Origin of the sequence: Kribbella sp. VKM Ac-2569 (assembly GCF_004216905.1) — a bacterium.
Classification (GTDB): domain Bacteria; phylum Actinomycetota; class Actinomycetes; order Propionibacteriales; family Kribbellaceae; genus Kribbella.
In genome coordinates this window covers 443,781-469,969 of the sequence record NZ_SGXJ01000003.1, presented here as the reverse complement: position 1 = coordinate 469,969, position 26,189 = coordinate 443,781, and the positions used below count along the sequence as shown (strand labels likewise).

Annotated in this window: 24 protein-coding genes; 8 read left to right on the top strand and 16 right to left on the bottom strand. The window is 68.3% G+C overall.

From position 1 onward, the window contains the following. Nucleotides 1-162 precede the first annotated feature (162 nt). Nucleotides 163-4,056 carry an ATP-dependent RNA helicase HrpA gene (hrpA, locus tag EV649_RS22530; protein WP_241998531.1) on the top strand — a complete coding sequence of 1,298 codons (3,894 nt, stop codon included), beginning with the start codon at nt 163-165 and terminating at the stop codon, nt 4,054-4,056. Here the strand turns inward: hrpA and EV649_RS22525 are convergent. Continuing rightward, nucleotides 4,053-4,994: a WYL domain-containing protein gene (locus EV649_RS22525; protein ID WP_241998529.1), complete on the bottom strand. Its 942-nt coding sequence runs from the start codon at nt 4,992-4,994 to the stop codon at nt 4,053-4,055. The two genes, hrpA and EV649_RS22525, sit on opposite strands and share 4 nt — an antisense overlap. Before the next feature lie 64 nt (nt 4,995-5,058). Between EV649_RS22525 and EV649_RS22520 the strand changes: the two genes are divergently transcribed. Next, nucleotides 5,059-5,904, top strand: a complete 846-nt coding sequence (locus EV649_RS22520; protein ID WP_157996286.1) for a DinB family protein — start codon at nt 5,059-5,061, stop codon at nt 5,902-5,904. A 57-nt stretch (nt 5,905-5,961) separates the two neighbouring features. On the opposite strand, the gene EV649_RS22515 is transcribed toward EV649_RS22520, so the two are convergent. Both EV649_RS22515 and EV649_RS22510 read right to left on the bottom strand, forming a co-directional pair. Next, entirely contained in the window at nt 5,962-7,563 is a 1,602-nt protein-coding gene (locus EV649_RS22515) for an HNH endonuclease signature motif containing protein (RefSeq protein WP_157996285.1), read from the bottom strand. 300 nt (nt 7,564-7,863) lie between these two features. Further along, entirely contained in the window at nt 7,864-8,682 is an 819-nt protein-coding gene (locus EV649_RS22510; protein WP_130385534.1) for an AraC family transcriptional regulator, read from the bottom strand. Between the two features lie 70 nt (nt 8,683-8,752). Here EV649_RS22510 and EV649_RS22505 point away from each other — a divergent pair, with 70 nt between their 5' ends. Beyond that, complete coding sequence (locus tag EV649_RS22505; protein ID WP_130385533.1) at nt 8,753-9,505, top strand: phytanoyl-CoA dioxygenase family protein; 753 nt, start codon at nt 8,753-8,755, stop codon at nt 9,503-9,505. Nucleotides 9,506-9,550: 45 nt separating this feature from the next. On the opposite strand, the gene EV649_RS22500 is transcribed toward EV649_RS22505, so the two are convergent. Together EV649_RS22500 and EV649_RS22495 are read right to left on the bottom strand one after the other, a co-directional pair. After that, nucleotides 9,551-9,967 carry a VOC family protein gene (locus EV649_RS22500; protein ID WP_130385532.1) on the bottom strand — a complete coding sequence of 139 codons (417 nt, stop codon included), beginning with the start codon at nt 9,965-9,967 and terminating at the stop codon, nt 9,551-9,553. A 174-nt stretch (nt 9,968-10,141) separates the two neighbouring features. Beyond that, nucleotides 10,142-10,822 carry a CGNR zinc finger domain-containing protein gene (locus EV649_RS22495; protein ID WP_130385531.1) on the bottom strand — a complete coding sequence of 227 codons (681 nt, stop codon included), beginning with the start codon at nt 10,820-10,822 and terminating at the stop codon, nt 10,142-10,144. A 48-nt stretch (nt 10,823-10,870) separates the two neighbouring features. Between EV649_RS22495 and EV649_RS22490 the strand changes: the two genes are divergently transcribed. From EV649_RS22490 to EV649_RS22480, 3 genes are read left to right on the top strand one after another with little or no spacing between them, the layout of a single operon-like run. Continuing rightward, the gene (locus EV649_RS22490; RefSeq protein ID WP_130385530.1) at nt 10,871-12,079 is read left to right on the top strand and encodes an MFS transporter; all 1,209 of its coding nucleotides are present in this window, start codon (nt 10,871-10,873) and stop codon (nt 12,077-12,079) included. Then, the gene (locus EV649_RS22485) at nt 12,048-12,797 is read left to right on the top strand and encodes a fructosamine kinase family protein (protein WP_130385529.1); all 750 of its coding nucleotides are present in this window, start codon (nt 12,048-12,050) and stop codon (nt 12,795-12,797) included. Before EV649_RS22490 ends, EV649_RS22485 begins: the two co-directional genes overlap by 32 nt. Before the next feature lie 42 nt (nt 12,798-12,839). After that, nucleotides 12,840-14,291 carry a beta-N-acetylhexosaminidase gene (locus EV649_RS22480; RefSeq protein ID WP_130385528.1) on the top strand — a complete coding sequence of 484 codons (1,452 nt, stop codon included), beginning with the start codon at nt 12,840-12,842 and terminating at the stop codon, nt 14,289-14,291. On the opposite strand, the gene EV649_RS22475 is transcribed toward EV649_RS22480, so the two are convergent. Then, nucleotides 14,288-14,557, bottom strand: coding sequence for a protealysin inhibitor emfourin (locus EV649_RS22475; protein WP_130385527.1), 270 nt, complete (start codon nt 14,555-14,557; stop codon nt 14,288-14,290). The two genes, EV649_RS22480 and EV649_RS22475, sit on opposite strands and share 4 nt — an antisense overlap. A 424-nt stretch (nt 14,558-14,981) precedes the next feature. Between EV649_RS22475 and EV649_RS22470 the strand changes: the two genes are divergently transcribed. Next, nucleotides 14,982-15,191, top strand: coding sequence for a cold-shock protein (locus EV649_RS22470; protein ID WP_130385526.1), 210 nt, complete (start codon nt 14,982-14,984; stop codon nt 15,189-15,191). A gap of 77 nt (nt 15,192-15,268) precedes the next feature. Here EV649_RS22470 and EV649_RS22465 read toward each other — a convergent pair whose 3' ends face one another. Continuing rightward, a complete protein-coding gene (locus tag EV649_RS22465; RefSeq protein WP_130385525.1) occupies nt 15,269-16,123 on the bottom strand; it encodes an LLM class flavin-dependent oxidoreductase in 855 nt (284 codons plus the stop codon). Between the two features lie 138 nt (nt 16,124-16,261). On the opposite strand from EV649_RS22465, the gene EV649_RS22460 reads away from it, so the two are divergent. Next, the gene (locus tag EV649_RS22460) at nt 16,262-17,974 is read left to right on the top strand and encodes a BCCT family transporter (RefSeq protein WP_130385524.1); all 1,713 of its coding nucleotides are present in this window, start codon (nt 16,262-16,264) and stop codon (nt 17,972-17,974) included. On the opposite strand, the gene EV649_RS22455 is transcribed toward EV649_RS22460, so the two are convergent. The 9 genes from EV649_RS22455 to whiA form a co-directional block, all read right to left on the bottom strand. Further along, the gene (locus EV649_RS22455; RefSeq protein ID WP_130385523.1) at nt 17,961-18,956 is read right to left on the bottom strand and encodes an SMP-30/gluconolactonase/LRE family protein; all 996 of its coding nucleotides are present in this window, start codon (nt 18,954-18,956) and stop codon (nt 17,961-17,963) included. The two genes, EV649_RS22460 and EV649_RS22455, sit on opposite strands and share 14 nt — an antisense overlap. 93 nt (nt 18,957-19,049) lie before the next feature. After that, nucleotides 19,050-19,409 (bottom strand): RNA polymerase-binding protein RbpA, encoded by a 360-nt coding sequence (locus tag EV649_RS22450; RefSeq protein ID WP_130385522.1) that lies wholly within the window; start codon nt 19,407-19,409, stop codon nt 19,050-19,052. Between the two features lie 16 nt (nt 19,410-19,425). Further along, nucleotides 19,426-19,659, bottom strand: coding sequence for a preprotein translocase subunit SecG (secG, locus tag EV649_RS22445; protein ID WP_130385521.1), 234 nt, complete (start codon nt 19,657-19,659; stop codon nt 19,426-19,428). Beyond that, a complete protein-coding gene (gene tpiA / locus EV649_RS22440) occupies nt 19,656-20,471 on the bottom strand; it encodes a triose-phosphate isomerase (protein WP_130385520.1) in 816 nt (271 codons plus the stop codon). Before tpiA ends, secG begins: the two co-directional genes overlap by 4 nt. 1 nt (nt 20,472) lies before the next feature. After that, nucleotides 20,473-21,666, bottom strand: coding sequence for a phosphoglycerate kinase (locus EV649_RS22435; RefSeq protein ID WP_130385519.1), 1,194 nt, complete (start codon nt 21,664-21,666; stop codon nt 20,473-20,475). 80 nt (nt 21,667-21,746) lie between these two features. Beyond that, the gene (gene gap, locus EV649_RS22430) at nt 21,747-22,754 is read right to left on the bottom strand and encodes a type I glyceraldehyde-3-phosphate dehydrogenase (protein ID WP_130385518.1); all 1,008 of its coding nucleotides are present in this window, start codon (nt 22,752-22,754) and stop codon (nt 21,747-21,749) included. A 216-nt stretch (nt 22,755-22,970) separates the two neighbouring features. Further along, nucleotides 22,971-24,497: a M4 family metallopeptidase gene (locus tag EV649_RS22425; RefSeq protein WP_130385517.1), complete on the bottom strand. Its 1,527-nt coding sequence runs from the start codon at nt 24,495-24,497 to the stop codon at nt 22,971-22,973. Nucleotides 24,498-24,694: 197 nt separating this feature from the next. After that, nucleotides 24,695-25,108, bottom strand: coding sequence for a hypothetical protein (locus tag EV649_RS22420; protein WP_130385516.1), 414 nt, complete (start codon nt 25,106-25,108; stop codon nt 24,695-24,697). Between the two features lie 57 nt (nt 25,109-25,165). Further along, nucleotides 25,166-26,149 (bottom strand): DNA-binding protein WhiA, encoded by a 984-nt coding sequence (gene whiA, locus EV649_RS22415; RefSeq protein ID WP_130385515.1) that lies wholly within the window; start codon nt 26,147-26,149, stop codon nt 25,166-25,168. Nucleotides 26,150-26,189: the final 40 nt, after the last annotated feature.

Genomic DNA, 26,189 nt, shown 5'->3' with positions numbered 1-26,189 from the left:
GATGCCCGGACCGAGTCCACGAGTCCATCCCCAGCCCCCTCGCAGGACCCGGCCAATCGCCGGCGCCGTCGGCGCGGCGGAAAGGGACGGCCAGCCGCCGCCCCGGGAGCCGCAACCGATGCCGCTCCGGGCCCCGAGGGGGAGCTGAATCTTGCTGATGTGGTGGCTCGGCTCGACGATCTGACGGTGTACGACCGGGAGCATCTTGGGCGTCGGCTCGAGCGGGTTCGGCGTACGACGGACGCTCGCAAGCGGGCCGCGGAGCTGCAGAACGTGGTCGGGGCGGTCGAGCAGGCCGAGCGGCGGGTCGACGTACGGCGCAACGCCGTACCCGAGATCACGTACCCGGAAGAGCTGCCGGTCAGCCAGCTGAAGGACGAGATCGCCGCCGCGATCCGGGACCACCAGGTCGTGGTCGTGGCGGGTGAGACCGGGTCCGGGAAGACCACCCAGATCCCGAAGATCTGCCTCGAGCTCGGCCGCGGCATCCACGGCATGATCGGCCACACCCAGCCCCGCCGGCTCGCCGCGCGTACGGTCGCGGAGCGGATCGCGGAGGAGCTCGGCACCGAGCTCGGTGAGACGATCGGTTTCGCCGTACGGTTCACCGACAAGGTCAGCGAGCGCTCGCTGGTCAAGCTGATGACCGACGGCATCTTGCTGAACGAACTGCAGCGCGACCGCGACCTGACGCGGTACGACACGCTCATCATCGACGAGGCGCACGAGCGCAGCCTCAACATCGACTTCATCCTCGGCTACCTCAAGCGCCTGCTCCCCCGCCGCCCCGACCTCAAGGTGATCATCACCTCGGCGACCATCGACCCGGAGCGGTTCGCCGCACACTTCGCGACCGCCGACGGCACCCCGGCGCCGATCGTCGAGGTGTCCGGCCGGACCTACCCGGTCGAGGTGCGGTACCGCCCGGTCAACGATCCCGAGGACCCGCGCACGATCGACCGCGACCAGACACAGGCGATCCTGGACGCCGTCGACGAGCTCGAGTACGAGGCGGACGGCGACGTACTGGTCTTCCTGTCCGGCGAGCGCGAGATCCGCGACACGGCGGACGCGTTGAGCGACAAGTTCCGCGACCAACGGCGTACGACGGAGATCCTCCCCCTCTACGCGCGGCTGTCCAACGCGGAGCAGCACCGGGTCTTCCAAGCCCACTCGAACCGCCGGATCGTGCTCGCCACGAACGTCGCCGAGACCTCGCTGACCGTCCCCGGTATCAAGTACGTGATCGACCCCGGTACGGCGCGCATCTCACGCTACAGCCACCGCACCAAGGTCCAGCACCTCCCGATCGAGCCGGTGTCGCAGGCCAGCGCGAACCAGCGCAAGGGCCGCAGCGGCCGGACCAGCGACGGCATCTGCATCCGGCTGTACTCCGAGGAGGACTTCACCAACCGCCCGGAGTTCACCGACCCGGAGATCCTGCGCACCAACCTCGCCTCCGTCATCCTGCAGATGACCGCGATCGGGCTCGGTGACATCGCCGCGTTCCCGTTCATCGACGAACCCGACAAGCGCAGCATCACCGACGGCCTGCAACTGCTCACCGAACTCGGGGCGATCGACACGCCGAAGGGCGGCCGGCTGACCCCGATCGGCCGGCAGCTCGCGCAGATCCCGCTCGACCCGCGGCTGGCCCGGATGATCGTCGAGGCCGACAAACACGCCTGTGTCCGCGAGGTCATGGTGATCGCCGCCGCGCTCTCGATCCAAGACCCGCGCGAACGCCCGACCGACGCCGAGGCGCAGGCCCAGCAGGCGCACGCCCGGTTCCGCGACCCGAACAGCGACTTCCTCGGGTACCTGAACCTCTGGGGCTACCTGAAGAAGCAGCAGAAGGAGCTGTCCGGCAACCAGTTCCGCCGGATGTGCCGCAGCGAGTACCTGAACTATCTCCGGGTCCGCGAGTGGCAGGACATCTTCGCGCAGCTCCGCCAGGTCGCCACCCAGATCGGCGTGAAACTCAACAGCGGCGAGCCGGCCGACCCGCAGAGCGTGCACATCGCGCTGATGTCCGGTCTGCTCAGCCACCTCGGGATGAAGGACCCCGCGAACCAGCACCAGTACCTCGGCGCGCGGGGCACGAAGTTCGCGATCTTCCCCGGCTCCGGGCTGTTCAAGAAGCCGCCGCAGTTCGTGATGGCCGCCGAGCTGGTCGAGACGTCGAAGCTGTGGGCGCGGGTGAACGCGAAGATCGAGCCGGAGTGGGCCGAGGATCTCGCGCCGCACCTGATCAAGCGCTCGTACTCCGAGCCGCACTGGGAACGCAAGGCCGGCGCCGTGATGGCGTACGAGAAGGTCACGCTGTACGGCGTACCGATCGTTGCCCGGCGCAAGGTGAACTACGGGAAGGTCGACCCGGAGGTGTCGCGCGAGCTGTTCATCCGGCACGCGCTGGTCGAGGGCGACTGGGACACTCACCACAAGTTCTTCCACGAGAACCGCAAGCTGATCGAAGAGGTCGAGGAGCTCGAGGAGCGCACCCGGCGACGCGACCTGCTGGTCGACGACGAGACGCTGTTCGCGTTCTACGACGAGCGCCTCGGCCCCGAGGTCGTCACCGGCCGGCACTTCGACACGTGGTGGAAGACGGCGCGGCAGCGCGACGCCGACCTGCTCGACTTCGAGCGTTCGCTGGTGGTGCGCGAGGGCGCGGACGTCAAGGAGGACGAGTTCCCGCTGCGCTGGACGCAGAACGGGATGACGTTCGACCTGACCTACGCCTTCGAGCCCGGCACGGACGCCGACGGCGTGACCGTGCACATCCCGCTGCTCGTGCTGAACCAGGTCACCGCGGACGGCTTCGAGTGGAGCGTGCCCGGGTTCCGCGAGGAGCTGGTCACGACGCTGATCAAGTCGCTTCCGAAGGCCGTACGGCGGAACATCGTGCCGGCGCCGGATCACGCGCGACAGATCCTCCCCGAGCTCGACCCGGCCTCCGGGCCGCTGACCGACGCGATGGCGCGCGCCCTGCGGGAGCTACGCGGCGTCGTGATCGAGACGGAGGACTGGGACTGGACGCGGGTGCCCGAGCATCTGCGGATGACGTTCCGGGTCGAGGACGACAAGCGCAAGACCGTGGCCGAGGGCAAGGATCTCGCCAAGCTGAAGGAGAAGCTGAAGCCGAAGACGAAGGCCGCGATCTCGCAGGTCGCGTCGAAGGCGGTCAGCGGGCTGGAGAAGTCCGGTCTGACCGACTGGACGTTCGGCGATCTCCCCCGCAGCTTCTCCGAGCACCGCAACGGGCTGACGGTCGCGGGCTACCCGGCACTCGTCGACGAGGGCAAGACAGTCGCGATCCGGCTGCAGGAGACCGAGCGCGATCAGGCCGCCGCGATGTGGGCGGGTACGCGACGGCTTCTTCTGCTGACGATGCCGTCTGTGATCGACGTCGTACAGCGGAATCTGACCAATCAGCAGAAGATGACGTTGATGGCGGGTCCGCATCGCAACGTCGGTGAGCTACTTGACGATGCGATCGCGGCGGCTGTCGATCAGCTGATGGCAGCGGCGGGTGGGCCGGCTTGGAATCTGACCGCGTTCTCGATCCTGCGGGACGCCGTACGGTCGGACCTCGCGGACACCGTGCTGACGATCCTGCAGCAGGTCGAGCAGGTGCTCGGGCATGCGCGGACCGTGGACAAGCAGATCTCCCGCGCGGCGAGCCCGGCGTTGCTCGCTGCCCTGTCGGATGTTCGCGGCCAACTCGAAGGGCTTGTGCATCCGGGGTTCATCACCGAGACCGGCGCGAAGCGATTGCCCGATCTGGTGCGGTACCTACGCGGCATGGAGCAGCGCCTCGACAAGCTCGGCGCCAACGCGGCGCGCGACCGCTCCGGGATGGCCGTCGTCGACATGCTCACCGACGAGTACCGCAAGCGGCTCCGCGCGGTGCCGACAGGCAAGTACCCGAGCCCCGAACTCCTCGAGGTCCGCTGGATGCTCGAGGAACTCCGCATCAGCCTCTTCGCCCAAACCCTCGGCACGCCGTACCCGGTCTCCGAGAAACGCATCCGCAAGGCCCTGGCCGAGAGCTAGGAGTCCAGCAGCCGACGGGCGTGCTCGTGGACGGCGCTGCGCAGTTCGGGTGGCTCGAGGATCTCGAACGGCCAATAGATCCGGCAGACCTGGGCGACCAGAGGGCCGAGTTCGTTGGCAGCGAAGCGGACCTCACAGGTCGTCGCGTCGAGCTCTTCGACCATGCCCTGACTCGGCGGGATCATCTTCGTCACCGTGGCGGCCGGAGCCTGAACCCGGATCCGGGCGACGATGTCCCACGGTGCCACTCCGGTGCCTTCGGCAACGAGGGCGATCGGATCGGGCGGGTCGTCGAAGCGGTAGCGCGCACCGGTCAGCACGGGCTGCGTGATCCGGTCGACCCGGAAGGTCCGCCAGGCCCGCCGGTCCCGGTCGCGGGCGACCAGGTACCAGCGCCGGCCGGTGTGGACGATCTGAAGCGGTTCGACGCTCCGCTCGGACTCGGCGCCGCCGTGGGTGCGGTAGCGGAACCGGATCCCCTCGACGTCACGACACCCGGCGGCCAGCAGGACCAGTACCTCGCCGTCGACCGTCGGCAACTCCCCCTGCGGCAACTGGCTGGTGTGCGCGCCGATCGCCGCGACCTGTTCGCGCAGCCGTGTCGGCAGGACCTGGTGGAGTTTCGCCAGCGCGGAGATCGCCGCCTCCTCGACCCCCGACACCGTCGTGGTCGTCGCGACGCGCAGTCCGACCGCGATCGCGACCGCTTCTTCGTCCTCGAGCAGCAGCGGCGGCAACCGGCCACCGGGCCCGAGGCGGTAGCCGCCACCGATCCCGGCCTCGGCGTCGACGGGGTACCCGAGTGACCGCAGCCGGGTGACATCACGCCGTACGGTCCGAGGCGTGACGTCGAGCCTCACCGCCAGCTCGGCACCGTCCCACTGCGGGCGCGACTGGAGGAGCGAAAGCAGTCGGAGCAGGCGGGCCGCGGTGTCCATGATCGGTCCATTCTGCCTCGACCTGCGGACCGATCCTGTCCGCAGGTCGCTCTACGGTGTTCACATGACGACCCTCACGCAGAACCTGCTGGACCTGTCGGACTTCGCGTGGCAACGACTGCGGGACAGGGTCGAAGGCCTGACCGACGAGGAGTACTTCTGGGAACCGTTCGACGGCTGCTGGTCGGTCCGCAAGACCGACGACGGGTACGCCGCGGACTGGGCCTGGATCCCTCCCGCTCCCCCGCCGTTCACGACTCTGGCCTGGCGGATCGCGCACATCGCCGACCTGCTGCAGGCCGAACGCACGGCGACCTGGTTCGGGCACGAACCTGTTGCCACGGACGATGTGCCCGCGGTTCCGGGGTCTGCCGAGGCCGCTCTTGAGGCGCTGGATCACGCGTACGAGATCTGGCGTCGGCGCCTCGCCGCGCTCAACCAGGAGGACCTCGACCGGCCGATGGGCGAGATCGCGGGCCCGTACGCCGACAACGACGGAACCTCGTTCGCGCTGCACATCCTCGACGAGCTGATCCACCACGGCGCCGAGGTGGGCACTGTCCGCGACTTCTACCGCGGTGCGCACGCCGAAGACCCGTTCGCGGCTGCCCTTACGGGTGAGCTCACACCGGCCGACCGCCCCGCACTGCTCGCCGAGGCGGCCGCCGCGCAGCGCTGGGAGGTCATCCCGCAACTCGCGGATCTGGGCTTCGCCGTCAACGAGGCTACGGCGGACAGCGTCACCGCAGCCCACCTCGCGGCCGGAACAGGTTCCCTCAACACTCTCCGATTCCTGGTGGAGAACGGCGCGGACCTGTCGCTGACCGACTCCCGGTTCAACGCCGACGTACGTGGATGGGCGCAATGGTTCAAGCAGACCGACGCCGCGGAATATCTCGCAACGGTCTGATCAGGACGTGTGCGTACGTGAGTCTTGCGCCAACTGACGCGCCGACGCTGATCGTGCTCAGAAGGGTGCAGGGTCGGCTTGTCGGGTGATGGGCCCGCGGGCGGGTGGGATTGTCCTGTAGCGGTGGCCGGTCGGGGTCGTCAGGGTAATGGAGCCGTCGGGGTGGCTGGTGGTGTGCCAGCCCCAGGCGGGGGTGTCTTTGATGACGTGGTGATACTCGCAGTACGGGGCCATTCCGGACAGGTTCGTGCGGCCGGTTTGGGCGAATGGGGTGAGGTGGTCGCGGTCGCATTCGCGGGAGGTGCGGTTGCAGCCGGGCCAGGCGCAGACGGGGTGGCGGGCAAGGAGCGTTTCGGTGACGAGTGCACCAGGATTGTGGCGGGTGGTGGATGCCTCGACCATGGCGCCGTTGGCAGGGTCGGTGAGGAGCCTGCGCCAGGTGCCGTCGGCGGCGACGCGGCGGGCCATCTCGGCGGGGATGGGTCCGTAGCCGGTGAGTTCGGCGGGGTCGTCATCCATGCCGAGCAGGGTGGAGGCGGGGACGATGACCTCGATGTGCGGGCGGCGGCGGTGCTGGTCGGGCAGCCGGCGGCCGAGCCAGTCCAGGCCGTTGCGGAGGATGCGCTCGAACAGGTCGGCGGTCACATCGGCGCGGCGCTGTTCGGCGGTACGGGCGTCCTTGTCCGCGCCCGCACCCGAATTGGCGGCGGTGCCGGTGGCGTTGTCTGTTGGTGGCCCCGTGTCGTTGGCTGTCGGCGCCGTGTCCCCGGCAGTGTCGCCCTCGGTGGTGAGGCCGACCGCGGACGCAGCTGCGTCGGCAGTGGGGTCGGTGATGGGGGTGTCGCGTTTGGCGAGGGCGGCGATGGCTTGGATGGTGACCCACATCTGCTGGATCTTGTCGGCGGTGTGGACGATCCACAGCCCTGCCATGCCGTTGGCCAGGGGGACGATCTTGCAGGTGCGCTCGGCCGCGGCGGCACGGTGATCCTCCGCCGCGCGCGCGGCGGTGTGTTTGGCGACCTGGCGGCGCAACGACTCCAGCAGGTTCCGATGGGTCTGCTTGGCGGCGCGTTTCAGCACATGCGTCTCCACAGCTCGCGCCGCGTCCTCCGGCAGGTCGCCGGTGGTTTCGGAGATGGCCAGAGTCTTGCCCCACGTCAGCGCACCACACCGCAACGCCGTATGGGTGGCTGACAGCGTCGAGGTCAGACGCAACGCCGTTTCGACCCGCCGCCCGACGGTATCCGGCGACAACCCGAGCGCCAGCCCGATCTCGGCGTACCAGGACCGCCCGGGGTCGATCGGGCGGCCCCTGGAATCGATCTGCGTCGGGCGGGGCGACTCGCGATGCTCGGCACGGCGTTGCCGGACGAACGACGCCATCGCACTGGCCTTGATCGCCTCCCCCCAGCCGATCAGCCGGTCCGCGGCCCTCATCAACTCCACCAGCGCCATCGGCGACATCGCCCCCGGACGCGTTACCTCCAACGCGGCCGCCAGCGCACCACCGGGCGGCAACAACACCCACGCGGGCGCCTCCCGGCGCAACATCTCCCGTTCCGCCTCGTCCTGCTCGACCCCGTCCCACTCCTGCCACTCGAACTCATCCACCCGCGAGTAGCGGTTCCGGCCCAGCAACTCATCCAGCTCTGCGTCCAACTGGTCTTCCTCAGTGACGAAGCGCGCATCATCCGGGGACCCGGAACCAGTCAGGTGGTACAGGTCGTCTGGGACGTAGCCATCGTCCAGCGGCTCAGCGGCGCATCTGCAATGACCACACACGACGTCACGGTGAGGGGCTGCATCGGTGCGCGAGCCGGTGTCAGCGGTGACCCGATGGTCGCCGCCTGCCCCGGTTCCAACACTCGCTCGCATGTTTCTCATATTAGAACATTTGTTCGATTCCGCCAAATCAGTTGCCCCTGATTGTTGTGTCCCGGCTGTCAAGCCGGCTGGTTGTCAGGGGACGAAGGCGCGTTGGGAGCGGTGGCGGAAGGCGGTGGGGGTGAGGTCGTGGGCTGTGGTGAAGCAGCGGGTGAAGTAGGACTGGCTGGTGAAGCCGCAGCGGGTCGCGATCGTGGCGATGGTGGTGTTGGTTGCTGCTAGCAAGGATGCGGCGTGTTCCAGGCGGAGGTCGGTGACGAAGGCGGTCGGTGTGACGCCGTACGCCGCGCGCATCGAGCGGGACAGGTGTGCGGCGCTGACGCCGGCGAGTTCGAGCAGGCGCGGTACGCCGCCGTGGAGGTTCTCCTCGGCGCGCATCGACGTACACGCCTTCGCCAGCCAGTCCGGGATCCCTGAGCCGCCGGGGTGGCCTGGTACGAGCAGGTCGAGGAGGTCGGTCCAGAAGCGCAGTAGGTCGTAGGCGGTCGGGGCGTTCTGGAAGCGGTCGAGGGCGTTCTCGAAGACCGGCACCGCGGCCGGCTGATGGAAGCTGACCGGGCCCCGGGACGACCAGGACGGTGTGCGGGTCAGGTCAAGGAACCCTTGCCAGATCGAGCTCGGGAACGCCACGTTGATGAACTCCAGACCGTCGGGCGTCGCCCCGCGGACTGCATGGCGGTCGCTCGGCCGGACCAGGACGACGTCGCCGGCTCGCAGCGGTACGACGCCGATGGTCAGCAGGTGCTCGCCGCTGCCGGACACGACTCCCATGAACTCGTGGAAGTCCGCGTGCGTGTGCAGTTCGGTGTCGCGGGCACGGGCCGGGATCCGGACGCGCGCCGCGTGGTACGGCCGGCCGAACGCGTGCGCCTCGAAGCGCAGGATCTGGTCCACATCAAGACAGTACAAATTCTCGTCGTACCGCTGCTAGTCGTCAGACGCGCCGTACCTGGACGCTGGAGGCATGTTCGCAGAACAATTGAGAGACGGCGACGGCTATGTCATCTTCCGCGACGTCATCGACCAAGACCTGATCAAGGAAGTGAATGATCATGTCGAGTGGCTGCAGGCCCGGCATCCCGAGGTCCGGCCCGAGCAGCTCGGGCACATCTACCTGCGTGACGACCCGTTCTGGGTCCGGTTGGTGAGCGACGACCGGCTCGTCGACATCGCCGAGACGTTCATCGGGCCGGACATCGCGCTGTTCGCGTCCCACTACATCTCGAAGCCGCCGTACTCGGGGCAGCCGGTGCTCTGGCATCAGGACGCGGCGTTCTGGCCGCTGGACCCGATGGAGGTGGTGACGCTCTGGCTGGCCATCGACCACTCGACGCCGGAGAACGGGTGCGTCCGGGTGATCCCGGGAAGCCACCGCTCCGGGGTCGCCGGGATGCGCGACAACACCGACGTGGAGAGCGTGCTCGGCAAGGAGATCGCGGTCGAGGTCGACGAGTCGCAGGCCGTCGACATGGTGCTCGCGCCGGGCGATGTCGAGGTGCACCACCCGAACATCGTGCACGGCAGCAACGCGAACACGTCTCCCTATCGGCGCTGTGGGCTGACCATCCGGTATATCCCGACCTCGACGAGGATCACCGATCCGGAGTCGCCGTACCCGAGCGCGTTCCATCTGCGCGGCGAGCCGGGCGTGAACAGCTACCAACCGCGGCCGCAGTACGTCGAGGGCCGCCACTTCCCGTTCTCCGGCGCTTCTTGACATGAGAAAAGCCCGCCCCGAGTTCGGGGCGGGCTTTTCAGTGACTCACTCGAGGCAGATCCGGAACGGGTGCCCCGCGGGGTCCGCGTAGATCCGCCAGCCGCGCGCGTTGTCAGCGGGCGGCGGGTCCAGCGGATCGAGCGGCTCGGCGCCGAGGGCAACCACGGTCGCATGCCCGCTGGAGAGATCCTCGACGATCAGGTCGAGGTGGAGATCCTGCGCTTCGGTGCCGGGCCACGTGTCCGGCACGTACTCCTCCGAGCGCCGGAAGGCCAGCGTCGAGAACCCCAGCGACGACCCCGGGCCGGTCAGGCTCCGCCAGTCCTCGTCACCGTTCTCGTCGATCTCCAGCCCCAGCAGCGCCGAGTAGAACTGGGCGAGCTCGAGCGGGTCCGGGCAATCCAGAACCACCGAGCCGAGCCGCCCGGCAGTACTGCCCGGCTGCTCTGCCACCTGCGTCATCTGTCCTCCACAATCTGTTTCGTCAGCCTGCTCCTCATAAGGGGCAGGTCCGGCCAGGGCCCACTTGTCGGAAGGCCCGGCCGCCTACGATGACAGGTCGCGGGGACAATTCGCACCTTTCGACACGCGTTCTCGGCCACTGAGCCGGTCGCTGACAGTGAAGGTTCGAGAGCGCTACCCCTGAAGCTGTTGTACGCCGGTAGCACGTCGGCGCGCACCGAGTTTGCGGATCTTCGCCCGCGTCCCGCAGTCCTCCATCGCGCACCAGCGCCGCGAACCGTTCCGGCTGCGGTCGAGGAACAGCCAGCCGCAGCCTCCGTCGTCGACCGGGCAGGCCCGCAACTGGCGTAACTCGACGCCCCGCACCAACTCAACCGCCGCGACGACCAGCCGGTCGGGGATCAACTGCGCCGGCGATGTCCCGACCACCAGTTCCGCGATGCCACGCTCCCGGTCCGCATCCGGGATCAGCATCGACCGGGCGGCGGCGGCCGACCACCGCAGCATCAGCCGCTCGAATGCGGAACCCTCGCTGTGCTTGACGCCGTCGCCCGCGATCACGGCGCCGGCCGACCGCGGAGCGAACACGTCGTACGCCGCCTCGCGGATCTCCAGCGTGGCGTTGAGGGCCTTAGCGGCCAGCTCCGGCGCCGAGCGCCAGGTGCCTTCGACGGCGCTGTAGTCGCGCAGATCGATCAGCTCGATCCGGCGGGCCCAGGCAATCAGCTCGGAAGGCGAGGTGAGGTAGTCGCGCTCCGGGTCGCCGCCCCGCAGCCGTGGGCTGACCGTGTTCACCAGGTCGAGAACGGGATGTCCGCCCACGATGCGGTATTCCGCGCGAAAACTGTCGGTCATGGATGAGACGCTACCACTGTCCGAACCTTTACTGGGATCAGGTGACTCATGCCTCTCTCGCACCGCCGAGCAAACGCCGCACTGGTGTTCCTCGGCGTTTCGACCTTCTCGTTCGTGACGGTCGAGGTGCTTCCGATCGGTCTGCTGACCGTGATCGCCGACGACCTCGAGCGATCCCGCTCCCAGGTCGGCCTCCTCGTCACCGGGTACGCCGCGGTCGTCGTACTCGCGTCCATCCCACTGGCCCGACTCACCCACCACCTGCCCCGCCGCCTCGTGCTGGCCGGCACGCTCGGGGTTCTGACCGCCGCCACGGCACTCTCCGCGGCCGCTCCGTCGTACGAGACGCTGTTTGCCGCGCGGCTGGTGATCGCACTCTCACAGGCGCTGTTCTGGTCGATCGCCCCGCCGATCGCGACCAGCCTGTTCACGCCGGAGTTTCGCGGCCGGGTGGTCGCGCGGCTCGCGATCGGTACGGCGCTGGCGCCGATCCTCGGCATCCCTCTCGGCACCTGGCTCGGCGAGCAGGCCGGCTGGCGGGTGCCGTTCGTGGTGATGACGGTGCTCGGAGCGGCCGCCTGCGTCGGGATCGTCGTCCTACTGCCGCGCACCGAGGTAGCGGATAGTCCGTCGCGCCGGGGCAGCTCCCCTGACCTCCGGCGGTACGTCGTCCTGCTGATCGCGTGCGCCGTCGGAGTGACCGGATTCCTGACGTTCAACACGTACGTCACGCCGTTCTTGCTGGACATCTCCGGGTTCTCGCCCGAGGTGCTCGGTCCGATGCTGCTGGCCAGCGGTGCGGGCGGACTGGCCGGCACTGTGATCGTCGGCCGCGTGCTGGATCGGTATCCGTGGGGCGCGACCGTTCTGCCTCTTGGCCTCATCACGGTCGGCCTGTTGGGGCTGTACGCGCTGGGACAGGTGCAGGTCGTGACGGTCGCGCTGATCGCGGTGATCGGCCTGGCGTTCAGCGGGCTCGCAGTCGCCGTACAGAGCCGGACGCTCCAGATTGCCCCGGGCAGCACCGACATCGCGTCTGCCGGGACGAGCTCGGCGTTCAACGTCGGCATCGCCGCCGGAGCGTTCGTGGGCGGCGCGCTGATCGACACCACGACTGTGCGGGCGGTCGCACTCGTCGGCGGCTTGCTGACCGCAACCGCGGCTCTTGTCATGCTCAGCGAGCCCCTGCTGGTCCGGCTGCGACGGACCGTGCCAGAGTGCCGGGGTGACCACGCCGTTTGTGAAGAGCCGGTCTGACGCACCTGCGGGCTTCTTCGAGGTCGAGGCGGCCGGTCTGCGCTGGCTGGATGTTCCTGGCGGAGTGCCGGTCGCTGAGCCGCTTCACGTCTCCCCCACTCAGCTGGCGACGACCCGGTTGCACATGTCCCAGCCGACGGAGTCCGCCGCCGAGGTCTTCGGGCGGCGGTTGGCTGTCACGCACGACGCCGGCGCGCGCTACTTCGGCGTACCGCCGGACGGGTGGAGTGGCGACGGCTACATCGGCACCATCCCGTTGCCGCACGCACTGGAGCCAGTGGAGTCGTGGGGCGAGTTCTACGCGAACCTGCGCCTTCGACCGTACCTGCGGGCCGCCCACGACCAGGGCATCCACTTGAACGTCATCGAGCGCATCTGCACTCGTCTGGAAGCAGGTGTGTACGACGACTCGTCCGACGAGCCGTGCCGGATCCACGGCGACCTGTGGTCCGGCAACGTGCTCTGGACGCCGGACGGCGTACACCTGATCGATCCGGCCGCGCACGGCGGTCACCGGGAAACGGACCTCGCCATGCTCGCGCTCTTCGGGCTACCACGGCTGGACCGCGTACTACTCGCGTACGACGAGACGCACCCGCTGAGAGACGGGTGGCAGGAGCGGATCGGGCTGCACCAGCTGCACCCGTTGCTGGTGCATGTCGTGCTGTTCGGCGGGGGCTACGCGGCACAGGCGGTCGAGTCGGCCAGGCGGTATTGAAGCCTCTTGACGTAATGCCGGGAGCCGCGAACACTTTCGATCATGATTCCGCAGCCCACGGCGCAGCAGGCGCTCCCTGACGAGACCTTCACGCTGCAGTCCGACGCCACCATCGGCGTCCCCGACTCCTCCGCCCACATCGCCGACCGGTTCGCCGCCCAGCTCCGCCGCTCGACTGGCTTCGCGCTGCCGATTCAGGAAGGCACCGGCACGATCACGCTGTCCACCAGCGGCGCGGAGTCGCTGGGTGCCGAGGGCTACGAGCTCCGCGCGGACGCGTCCCGCGTGACCGTCATCGCGGCGACCGCCGAGGGCCTGTTCCGCGGCGTCACCACACTTCGGCAGCTCCTCCCCGCCAAGGCCGACGCCGACAGCGAGCAGGAGGGTCCGTGGGAGATCGCCGGTACGACGATCTCGGACTCCCCGCGCTACGGGTACCGCGGCGTGATGCTCGACGTCTCCCGGCACTTCTTCACCGTCGACCAGGTGAAGCACTTCATCGACCTGGTGTCGCTCTACAAGATCAACCGGCTGCACCTGCACCTGTCCGACGACCAGGGCTGGCGGATCCAGGTGGACTCCTGGCCACGCCTCACGGAGTACGGCGGCAGCCAGCAGGTCGGCGGCGGTGCGGGCGGCTACTACACAAAGGCGGAGTACGCCGACCTCGTCCAGTACGCCGCGGAGCACTACATCACCGTCGTACCGGAGATCGACACCCCTGGACACACCAATGCGGCGCTGGCGTCGTACCCCGAGCTGAACAAGGGCGACCAAGCGCCAGAGCTCTATACGGAGACCGAGGTCGGTTTCAGCTCGTTCGCCATCGACAAGGACGTGACGTACGAGTTCCTCGACGACGTGTTCCGGGAGGTGGCCGAGCAGACGCCCGGTGACCTCCTGCACCTCGGTGGGGACGAGGCCCACTCGACGCCGCACTCGGAGTACCTCGACTTCGTACCCAAGGCCGCCGAGCTGGTGGTGAAGCACGGCAAGCGGGTGATGGGGTGGCACGAGATCGCCGACGGGTCGCTGCCTGCCGGCACTGTCGTGCAGTACTGGGGTACCGAGGACCCCAAGGCTCAGGTGCTGGCGCTGAAGGCAGTGGAGCAGGGGGCGACGCTGGTGCTGTCCCCCGCGAACCGGGCGTACCTGGACATGAAGTACCACGAGGAGACGCCGCTCGGCCTTGCATGGGCCGGCCTGGTCAGCGTGGAGCAGTCCTACAGCTGGAACCCGGCCACGCTGGTCCCGAACGTGCCGGCGAGTGCGATCGACGGCGTCGAGGCGCCGCTGTGGACGGAGACGCTCGACGACCTGGACAAGGTCGAGTTCATGACGTTCCCGCGGCTGCCGGGCATCGCCGAGCTGGGGTGGTCGCCGGAGTCCGCGCTCGACTGGACGACGTACCGCGAGCGGCTGGCCGAGCAGGGTCCGCGCTGGGAGGTGCTCGGCGTCAACTTCTACCGGGCACCGGAGATCGACTGGCGCTAACTGAGGATGCGGTCGAGCAGCCAGGCAGTGGTCGCGTCCACGTCCTGCTCTGCGACCGTGTGCTGCGTGACGTCGTCGGCGGCGTCACGCACCTCCAGTCGGTACATGTACCGGTCCGGCTGCGGCCGGCCGGTACCCAGGTCCTTGGCCCCCAGCTCCCGGACCGCGGCCTCCAGCCGGTCGGCGTCCGGTTGGCCGCTGGTGTCCAGCTCGCCCTGCTTGGTCAGACCGGCGAAACCACCGCTTCGGGTCACGCTGACGATCATTGTTGCCTCCTCGCTCTTCCCCGCCCTACGGCTGTCCACAGCCGCGCGACACGCCGGGAACTCCGATCAGAATCATGCGCCCATCACCCGGCGTACCGGGCCATTGTCCTTCGTTGCCATCGTCGCGTCCGTTCCGTCGGCCGCGAAACAGCAGGTCGGCGCGGGATTTCCGGTTCCGGACCGGCCCTGTGCTGCCCAGAATCGTGCGTGCACGGAGGGTAGCGAGTCGCGACAATCAGCGACACGTGTTTGTGGTCACCCCTACCATCAGCGCGCAGAACGGCTACAGTTATGCCGTTGCAGTTTTGGACTCCCTGACTTTTGCTGTGCTGCATGGCCGGTCTGTCGTCTGGGGCCTTTCGGCGACGCGCGGCTCATGAGGTGTGGGTCGCGGATTGTTAATAGCCATCGAGGAGATAGACAAATGGCTGTCGGTACTGTCAAGTGGTTCAACGCTGACAAGGGCTTCGGCTTCATCACCCCGGATGACGGTGGCGCGGACGTGTTCGCGCACTACTCGGCCATCCAGATGTCGGGCTTCCGTTCGCTGGACGAGAACCAGCGCGTGGAGTTCGAGATCACCCAGGGCCAGAAGGGTCTGCAGGCGGAGAACATCCGCGCGATCGGTTCCTGATCGCCCTTCCAGCACACTGACGAGAGGGTCGCACACCACCAGGTGTGTGGCCCTTTCGCCATCTCAATGCAACCGTCTCACCGCAAGCGCGGTACGACGTCGCTCGCGATCTGCTCGAGGACGTCCTCGGAGCCGGCGTACGGGCCTTCGGTGCGGGGCCAGTGGGTGATGACGTCGGTGAAGCCGAGGGCTGCGGCGCGGCCGACGGCGTCCTCGAAGGCGGACGGGCTGGAGAGCGCGTAGACCTTGGAGTCGAGAGACAGGTACCTGTTCAGGTGGCGGCCTTCGAGGAGGTCGTCGAGGCGGTGGCTGAGGTCGGCGACCGACGCCCACCAGCTGTTCAGGTCGTTGCCCGCTCCCCCGGTCGTCATCCACCCGTCGCCGTGCCTGGCGGCGAACTTGAGCGAGCGCGGCCCGTTGCCGGCCAGGATGAACGGGACACGTGGTTGCTGGACGCAACCAGGCAGCGTACGGCCGTTGCGCGTCGCGAAGTACTCGCCCTTGAAGTCGACGCCGTCCGTGGTGAGCAGGGTGTCGAGGAGCTGCACGAACTCCTGATAGCGGTCCTGCTTCTCCCGCGGCGTCAGGTCGGGCCCGCCCTGGATCGTCGCGTCCAGGCTGCCGCCGGCCCCGATCCCGCACAGGAACCGGCCGTCGGACACGTCGTCGATCGCGAGGATGTCGCGGGTCAGCGCCAGCGGGTGCCGGAAGTTCGGCGAGGTGACGAACGTGCCGAGCTTGATCGTCGACGTGACCAGTGCGGCCGCCGTCAGCGTCGGCGTCGTCCCGTACCACGGTGAGTCCTGGAGGCCGCTCCAGGTCAGGTGGTCGTACGTCCACGCATGGTCGAACCCGTACTCCTCCGCTCGCCGCCACCGCGGCGCGGCGTCCTGCCAGCGGTACTCCGGCAGAATCGCGATCCCGAAACGCATGACCGCACCCTACCGACCCCTACCGACTGTGGCCGAAACCACGATTGTTGCGTTTTGCCACGATCTTCGACACGGTCGTAAGGCACTGTCCCCGACACAACAGAACGGAGGCGCGCCTAAGCGAGGCGTGACTTACCTGTGGCGATCGATATCGACAACCAGGCAGACACCCAAGACCCCGCACTTCATCCCGCGATCGCAACTCCCCCACCACCCGGCAGTCGAAGTCGCGACTCCGGACTCGACCGCATCACCTTCGGTGTCACCGCGGTCATCGCCCTGGCCTTCGTCGCCTGGGGCATCGCCGACGCCACCGGTCTCGGTACGGCGTCCACCTCGGCCCTCGGATGGGTCGAGCAGAACACCGGCTGGCTGTTCGTCCTGCTGGCCTCCGGCTTCGTCGTCTACGTGATCTGGCTCGCCGCCGGACGGTACGGGCGGATCCCGCTCGGCCGGGACGACGAGGAACCAGAGTTCAAGACCGTGTCCTGGGTGGCGATGATGTTCAGCGCCGGCATGGGCATCGGGCTGATGTTCTTCGGCGTCAGCGAGCCGCTCTCGCACTTCACCAGTCCCCCGCCCGGCACCGTCGGGGGCGGGTCGCCGGAGGCCCTCGAGACCGCGATGGCGACCACGCTGTTCCACTGGACCCTGCACCCGTGGGCCATCTACGCCGTCGTCGGCATCGCGATCGCCTACGGCACGTTCCGGCGCGGGCGGTCGCAGCTGATCAGCGCGGCGTTCGCTCCGCTGCTGGGACGCCGTACCGAAGGACCGATCGGCAAGGTGATCGACGGCCTGGCGATCTTCGCGACCCTGTTCGGGTCGGCCGCGTCGCTCGGGCTCGGCGCGCTGCAGATCGGTTCCGGCGTCCGGATCCTCGGCTGGCTGGACAACACCGGGAACGCCGTCATGGTCGGCGTGATCGCCGTACTTACCGCGGCCTTCGTGGCCTCGGCGGTTTCCGGCGTCGCGAAGGGCATCCAGTGGCTCTCGAACATCAACATGGTGCTGGCCGTCGTCCTCGCGGTCTTCGTGTTCGTGGTCGGCCCGACCGTGCTGATCCTGAATCTGGTGCCGACCGCGATCGGCGACTACTTCCGTGACCTGGCCGACATGGCCGCGCGGACCGAGGCCAGCGGCGGCGACGCGATGGCCACCTGGCTGTCCGGCTGGACCGTCTTCTACTGGGCCTGGTGGATCTCGTGGACGCCGTTCGTCGGCATGTTCATCGCGCGGATCAGCCGCGGCCGCACGATCCGGCAGTTCGTCACCGGCGTACTGCTGGTGCCGTCGCTGGTCAGCGTGCTGTGGTTCTGCATCTTCGGCGGTACGGCGATCGATATGCAGCGTGACGGCACGGACATCGCCGGCGCGTCGACGACCGAGGGCCAGTTGTTCGGCATGCTCGACCACATCCCGCTCAGCGCGGTCACGACGGTCATCGTCGTCCTGCTGGTCGCGATCTTCTTCGTGTCCGGTGCGGACGCCGCCTCGATCGTCATGGGCACGCTGTCCGAGCGCGGTGCGATCGAGCCGAAGAAGCCGCTGGTGATCTTCTGGGGCGTGCTGACCGGTGCGGTGGCGGCGGTCATGCTGCTCGCCGGCGGAGGTGGCGCGGACGCCTTGCAAGGCCTGCAGAACCTCACGATCGTCGCGGCGTTGCCGTTCGCGGTCGTGATGGTCGGGCTCGCGGTCGCGCTGGCCAAGGACCTGCGCACCGACCCCTTGATGCTGCGCAGCGAGATCGGCTCGGAGGCGGTCGAGGCTGCGGTCATCGAAGGAGTCAGCAACCACGGCGAGGACTTCGTCCTGGTGGTCAAACCCCAGGTCGAACTCAAGGACGAGTAGGAGTGGGGAATGTGGCTAGGGAGCTGGTGCCGATGCTTCCTAGCCACACCTTCCCGTCGCGTTCGCGGACGCCCGTCGGCATGTGGAAGCTCGGGTGCTTGGCGCGCAGGTCGTGGATCAGTTCGCCGGTCTCGTCGTACGCCTGGATCTCGATGATGTCCGCGGCCTTCGGCTTCAGCGCGTCCGGCAGCGCCCAGACGACCTTGCGGAGCACCGGGTGCTTGGGCAGGAGCAGATCGAGTACGGCGTTGCGCGGCGAACCGACCGCGACCCAGATCAGGCCGTCCGAGCCACGCGCGATGTTGTCCGGCAGCCCCGGGATCTCCGCGATCTGCACCGGCTCCGCGCCCTCGGTCGTGAGGTCGAGCTTGTAGAGCCCGTACGTCGCGGTCTCGGCCCAGAAGAGCGTACGGCGATCGCTGCTGAGCGCCACGCCGTTCGGGAAGCCGCGGCCGGTCGCCAGCCGGGTGAGCTCCCCGTCGGGCGTACGGCGGTACACGCTGCCGGTCGTGGAGTGTTCGAGGAGATCGGCCATCCACTCGTCGATGCCGAACCGGGTGGACGAGTCGGTGAAGTAGATCGTGCCGTCCTCGGTGACGTCCGCGTTGTTGCAGAACCGCATCGGGCGGCCGTCGATGTCCGACAGCAAGGTCGTAACCCGGTTGTCGGTGTCGAGGCTTGGGTCGAGAGTCAGCAGACCGCGGTTCGCGTCGCAGATCAGCACCTTGCCGTCCGGCAGCCACTCCAGACCGAGCGGCCGGCCGCCGGTGTCGGCGAGGGTGCTGATCGTCTTGCCGTCGGCGCTGACGCGCAGGATGCGGCCGTCGTACAGACCGGTGAGGACGCTGCCGTCGTCGTCGATCAGCGTGTCCTCGGGGCCTGCGCCGGGCAGCGCGACGACCTCGACGTCGATGCCCTTCGGTTGCCGCACCGGCGGCGCAGGCGGCGGGGTCCAGCGAACAGGCGCGATCGACGTCTTCATGGCGCCGACCCTAGCGCGCTGCACCCACCCGACCACAGGGGGTACAAGAACGTCTGAGCCCGGACCGGGTCGGTCCGGGCTCTGACGTAGTTGCTAGAAGATGACCTCGCCGCGGGCGCGGCGGGCGCGGAGCTTCTCGAGGGCTTCGTCGAGGATCTCCTGCGCCTCCTGCTCGGAGCGGCGCTCCTTCACATAGGCCAGGTGGGTCTTGTAGGGCTCGATCTTCGGCGGCGGGGGCGGGTTGTTCACATCGGTGCTGGTCGGCAGACCGCACCGTGGACAGTCCCACTCCTCCGGGATGGACGCCTCGACCGCGAACCAGGTCGCGGTCTCGTGCCCGTTCGCACAGAAGAACACGATGCGCTGCCGGGGCGCGGTGTCGCCGCGCTCCGCCTCGCCCATCGGCCCGGCACCGACCCGGCTGCCACGAATCGCACTGCCACCACCAGCCACGGGAACCTACTCCCCCTCAGCCGAGCTTGTAGAGCAGGCCGAGCGCGACGATGGCGGCGAACCAGATCAGACCGACGCCGATCGTGATCCGGTCCAGGTTCCGCTCGGCGACCGACGAGCCGCCGAGGCTGGACGACACACCGCCACCGAACAGGTCCGAGAGGCCGCCACCGCGGCCTTTGTGCAGCAGCACCAGCAGCGTCAGGAACAGGCTGCAGACGATCACGACGATCGAGAAAGCGAGAATCACGAGGAGTAGCCTAACTGAAGGTCCAGGTAACGGCAGATGCCGGCGAACTCGTCCACCTGGAGGCTCGCACCTCCGACCAGGCAGCCGTCGACATCCGGTTGGGCCATGATGCCACCTGCACTGGCCATCTTCACCGATCCACCGTAAAGAATCCGTACCGAGTCGGCGACCGAGGGTGAGATCGTCTCCTCGATCCGGCCCCGGATCGCGGCGATCACCTCCTGCGCGTCCTCCGGCGTCGCGACCTCGCCGGTGCCGATCGCCCAGACCGGTTCGTACGCGATGACGACCTTGCGGACGTCGTCCTGCTTCAGCCCGGCCAGCCCAGCGTCGATCTGACCCAGACAGTGCTCGACGTGACCGTCGGCCTTGCGGATCTCCAGGCCCTCGCCGACGCACATGATCGGGACCAGGCCGGCCTCGAGCGCCTTCGTGGTCTTGGCGTTGACGACCTCGTCGGTCTCGTCGTGGTACTGCCGGCGCTCGGAGTGCCCGGTCAGCACATAGGTGCAGCCGAGCTTGGTGAGCATCGCCGCCGAGATCTCGCCGGTGTACGCCCCGGAGTCGCGCGTGGACACGTCCTGCGCGCCGTACTTGATCTTCATCCGGTCACCGTCGACCAGCGTCTGCACGCTACGGATGTCGGTGAACGGCGGCAGCACCGCCACCTCGACCCGCTCGAAGTCGTGCTTCTTGTCCTGCAGCGTCCAGCTCAGCTTCTGCAGCAGGTGCACGGCCTCGACGTGGTTCAGGTTCATCTTCCAGTTGCCCGCCATCAACGGCGTACGGGCAGCTGAGTTGTCGCCTGCCATCTCAGTCCTCTTCCAGTACCGCGAGACCCGGGAGCTCCTTGCCCTCCAGGTATTCGAGCGACGCGCCGCCACCGGTAGAGATGTGGCCGAACGCGTCGTCGGCGAAGCCTAGCTGCCGTACGGCGGCCGCGGAGTCACCGCCGCCGACGACACTCAGCCCGTCCACCTCGGTCAACGCCTGCGCGACGGCCTTGGTTCCGCCGGCGAACGCCGCCATCTCGAACACGCCCATCGGGCCGTTCCAGAACACCGTCTTCGCCGCGGCGACCTCGGCGGCGAAGACCTTGGCGGACTCCGGGCCGATGTCCAGGCCGAGCTGGTCGGCGGGGATCGCGTCCGCGGCCACGACGGTGGCCGGCGAGTCCGCCTTGAACTCGGGCGCGACCACGATGTCGGTCGGCAGCACGATCTTGTCGCCGGCCTCCTTCAGGTAGCCGCGGACGACGTCCAGCTGGTCGTCCTCGAGCAGGCTCTTGCCGACTTCGTGACCCTGCGCCTTCAGGAACGTGAAGACCATGCCGCCGCCGATCAGCAGCTTGTCGGCCTTGGCGATCAGGTTGTCGATCACCGCGAGCTTGTCCGACACCTTGGCGCCGCCGAGCACGACGACGTACGGCCGGGCCGGGTCCTCGGTGAGCTTCTTGAGTACGTCGACCTCGGCGAGCACCAAGCCACCCGCGGCGTGCGGGAGCTTGCGCGCGACGTCGTACACACTGGCCTGCTTGCGGTGCACGACACCGAAGCCGTCGCTGACGAACACGTCGGCCAGCGCCGCGAGCTCGTCGGCCAGCGCACCGCGCTCAGCCTCGTCCTTGCTCTCCTCGCGCGGGTCGTAGCGCACGTTCTCCAGCAGCAGGACCTCACCTTCATCGAGATCCTGTACGGCGGTCTGCGCCGCGTCACCGGTCACGTCGGAGGCGAACCGCACGGTGATGCCCTCGGGCTGCAGCAGTTCGCCGAGCCGCTTCGCCACCGGGGCCAGCGTGTACTTCGGGTTCGGCTCGCCCTTGGGACGGCCGAGGTGCGCGGTCACGATCACCTTCGCGCCCGCCTTCGCCAGCTTCACCAGAGTCGGCAGCGACGCGCGGATCCGGCCGTCGTCGCCGATCACCTCGTCCTTGATCGGCACGTTCAGGTCGGACCGGACCAGCACCCGCTGCCCGGCCAGGTCGCCCAGGTCTTCGATGGTCTTCACAGTTCAGCTTCCTCGTGAGAACGAACTTTGCGCCCGAAGAAGCACCAGGGCTCTCTTCGGACGCAAAGCTTGCGGGAATGTCAGAGCGAGGCGCCGACGTGGTTCACCAGGTCGACGAGGCGGTTGGAGTAGCCCCACTCGTTGTCGTACCAGCCGACGACCTTGACCTGGTTGCCGATCACCTTGGTCAGGCCGGCGTCGAAGATGCAGGACGCCGGGTCGGTGACGATGTCGCTCGAGACGATCTCGTCCTCGGTGTAGGTCAGGTAGCCCTTCAGCGAACCCTCGGCCGCGGCCGCCTTGTAGGCCTCCTTGACCTCGTCCACGGTGACCTCGCGGCCGACGGTGACGGTGAGGTCGGTCGCCGAGCCGGTCGGGACCGGGACGCGCAGCGCGTAGCCGTCCAGCTTGCCCTTGAGCTCCGGCAGCACCAGGCCGATCGCCTTCGCGGCGCCGGTGGAGGTCGGGACGATGTTCAGCGCGGCGGCGCGGGCGCGGCGCAGGTCCTTGTGCGGGCCGTCCTGCAGGTTCTGGTCCTGGGTGTACGCGTGGATCGTGGTCATCAGACCCTTTTCGATCCCGAACGCGTCGTTGAGGACCTTCGCCAGCGGGGCGATGCAGTTGGTGGTGCAGGACGCGTTCGAGATCACGGTGTGCTTCTCGGCGTCGTACAGGTCGTGGTTCACGCCCATCACCACGGTCAGGTCCTCGTTCTTCGCCGGGGCGGAGATGATGACCTTCTTGGCGCCGTTGTCGGCGTGCGTCTTGGCCTTGGTGGCGTCGGTGAAGAAGCCGGTGGACTCGATCACCACGTCGGCGCCGACATCCGACCACTTCAGGTTGGCCGGGTCGCGCTCGGCGAACGCCTTGAAGCTCTTGCCGCCGACGGTGATGTCGTCGTCGGTGGCGGAGACCTCACCCGGGAATCGGCCCAGGATCGAGTCGTACTTCAGCAGGTGAGCGAGGGTCTGGTTGTCGGTCAGGTCGTTCACGGCGACGACCTCGATGTCGGCACCGGACGCCTGCACGGCGCGGAAGAAGTTACGGCCGATGCGGCCGAAGCCGTTGATACCTACGCGTACGGTCACGGGTCTGCGTCTCCTCAGAACTAGCTTTGGCACTGCCGCTACAGCCCGAAGACTAGCCCAACAGCCCACTCGATCAACTGGTAGCGTCCAGATGAGACCACCGGTTATTTTTCACGGCTTCAGACCAGACCACTGGCTGGTACGACGAACGGCGATTTCCGGAATGTCTCTCCGGAAACCGCCGTTCGCATCACTGTCTAGGTGAGGTTCACCCGATCACGGGAGCACGTTCACCCCGGCCCACGCCTTGTCGACCGCGGCCCGCTCCGCGCTGCTCGCGCCGTAGAGATCCGTGGCCGCGTTCAGCGTCGCGGTGCGCGCGCCGTGGTAGTCGGTCCGGGACGTCATGTACGTCGTCAGCGCGCGGTACCAGATCTTCTCGGCCTTGGTGATGCCGATACCGGTGACCGTGACGCCGTTGGCCGTCGGGCTGTTGTACGCGACGCCGTTGATCGTCTTCGCGCCGCTGCCCTCGGACAGCAGGTAGAAGAAGTGGTTGCCGACACCGGACGAGTAGTGCACGTTCAGCCGGCCGACGCCCTTCGACCACGCGTCGGCGGAGGCACCGTCCATCGACGGCTTGTCGAGCCGCCGGATGTAGTTCGTCGCCGGGTTGTAGTCGGTGAAGATCTCCTCACCGAGCACGTAGTCCGGGGTGTCCTGGCTGTTGGCGGCGTACCACTCGACGGCCGTGCCGAAGATGTCCGACGTGGACTCGTTCAGGCCACCGGACTCGCCGCTGTAGCGCAGGCCTGCCGAGCGGCTGGTGACGCCGTGGCTCATCTCGTGGCCGGCGATGTCCAGCTCGACGAGCGGGCCGATCCCCTGGCTCGCGTCGCCGTCGCCGTACCGCATGCAGAAGCAGGAGTCGCTCCAGGACGCGTTCACGTACGCGCCGTCGTGGACGTACGACTTCGCGCCCTTGCCGTCGTTGGCGATGCCGTTGCGGCCGTGCACACTCTTGTAGTAGTCCCACGTCTTCGCGATGCCGTAGTGGGCGTCGACGCCCGCGGTCTGCGCGTTCGAGTTGCTGCCGGTCCCCCAGACGTTGTCGGCGTCGGAGAACAGCGTGCCCGCGTTGTACGTCGCGTTGCCGCCGCGGACCGGGTCGACCATCGTCCAGCTGGTGCCGGACTTGGTGGTGTCCAGTCCGACGGTGCCGACGTACAGGCCGGTGCCGCTGCCGAGGTCGTCGTTCACCGTGGTCCAGCTGTCGAGGACCTTGCCGTTCTGCGCGTCGACGTACGTCTCGGTGCCGGTCGGCTCGCCGTTGGCCTTGCGGCCTTCGCTGACGACCTTGTACGCGAGCTTGGAATGGCCGGCGTTCGTGACGAAGACGACGAGCTGCTGCTTGCCGGCCTTCTGCTTCGTGGCAGCGGTCGCGGACGCGGCAGAGACGGCAGGCTTGACGGACAGGGCGAGCTTGCCGACCCCACCGGTCGCCGACCGGGCCTTGCCTGCCTTGTCCTGGTGGACGACGACGTCGCCGCCGACGACCGGAAGACCTTGGTACGTGCGGTCGAAACGGACGTGGCTGCTGCCGTCGCCGTCCACGACGACGTCACGGACGACCAGGTCGCCGCCGTCGCCGATGCCGAGCTGTACGGCGTTCGAGCGGGCAGCGGCCACCGGGGACACGGCGGAGCCACCGGGTTGGGCGGCCTGCACGTTCACGGTGATGGTGACGACGGCCAGACCGGCGATCGCGGTCGCGGCCAGACCGGCGCGATGAATGCGCTTCATGCGTTACTCCTTGGGCGGGAGACGCGCACGATCCGGGACAGGACGTGCGCGAATGGGCACGCACACCCTCGGCGAGCCGACCGCCAAAAGGAACGGATCGGACTCGAAAACCCCGGAATCACCGGGAAAACCTTCGACCGCCCGGTCCCACCCCCGCAATCACGCGAGGGTGGAGGCAACCGGCGGTCAGCGCTCGATCAGCCGAGGCCGAGCGCCGGCTTCGCGGCCCGTGACCCCGCCGGGCTTTCCTTCGCGCCGTCGGCGGCCTGTTCCGGCTTGGCCACACCGCCGAGGGGCGCCTGACCGCTGTTCAGCAGGTCCCGCGCGAAGGCCACATCACCGGCCTGCCCGACCCGCAGGGCACCGGCCACCTTGTCCATACCCGTCTGCGGCGCAGCCTGCACCTCGTTGTCCGGCCAGGACACTCCGCCGGCGGCCGGGTCAGCAACCATGCTGCTCTTTTTCGCAGCGTCCTCGGCCGCCTTTCGTGCCGCCTCCGCCTCACGGAACTTGGCCAGCGCTTCCTGCTGCTGTCGGGTCTGCTCCTGGACCCTGAGCCGTTCATCCATCTGCTGCCGCTTGTACAGTTCTTCTTCGTTTTCTGTGCCCATGCGGCAATCCAACCGAGCTGGCAAGGCGTGCGCAGCCGGTTGTGGATAACGATCCGGTCAGGCCGGGTCGAGCATCTCCGGCGTGAGGTTTGCTTCGGTGTTCGGGACGCCGAGGTCGCTGGCGCGCTTGTCGGCCATCGCGAGCAGCCGGCGGATCCGGCCGGCGACGGCGTCCTTGGTGAGCGCCGGCTCGTGCAGTTGGCCGAGCTCTTCGAGGCTGGCCTGCTTGTGCTCCAGCCGCAGCTTGCCCGCGATCTGCAGGTGGTCCGGTACGTCGTCGCCGAGGATCTCCAGCGCCCGCTCGACGCGCGCGCCCGCGGCCACCGCGGCTCGTGCGGAGCGGCGCAGGTTCGCGTCGTCGAAGTTGGCCAGCCGGTTCGCGGTCGCGCGGACCTCGCGGCGCATCCGGCGTTCCTCCCAGGCCAGCACCGACTCGTGCGCACCGAGCCGGGTGAGCAGGGCGCCGATCGCGTCACCGTCGCGGATCACCACGCGGTCCACGTTCCGCACCTCGCGCGCCTTCGAACCGATCCCGAGCCGCCGCGCCGCACCGACCAGCGCGAGCGCCGCCTCCGGTCCGGGGCAGGTCACCTCGAGCGAGGACGACCGGCCGGGCTCGGTCAGCGAACCGTGCGCGAGGAACGCGCCACGCCAAGCCGCCACGGCGTCACAGGACGCACCGGACACGACCGCGGGCGGAAGCCCTCGGACCGGACGGCCGCGGTTGTCCACGAGTCCAGTCTGCCGCGCGAGCGCGTCACCGTCCCGGACCACGCGTACGACGTACTTCGTCTGCTTCCGGATGCCTGACGGGGAAATCACCACCACGTCCGACGGGTGACCGAAGATCTCGGCGATGTCCTTGCGCAGCCGCCTGGCCGCTGCGCCGCTGTCCAGTTCGGCCTCGACGACGATGCGTCCGGACACTAGGTGCAGTCCGCCGGCAAACCGCAGGATCGACGAGACCTCAGCCTTGCGGCAACACGGTTTCGTCACCTGAATACTGGTCAACTCGGACTTCACCTGTGCTGTCATCGCCATGAAGGCCATCCTCCCACCCGTGTCAAAGACCGTTGCCTGC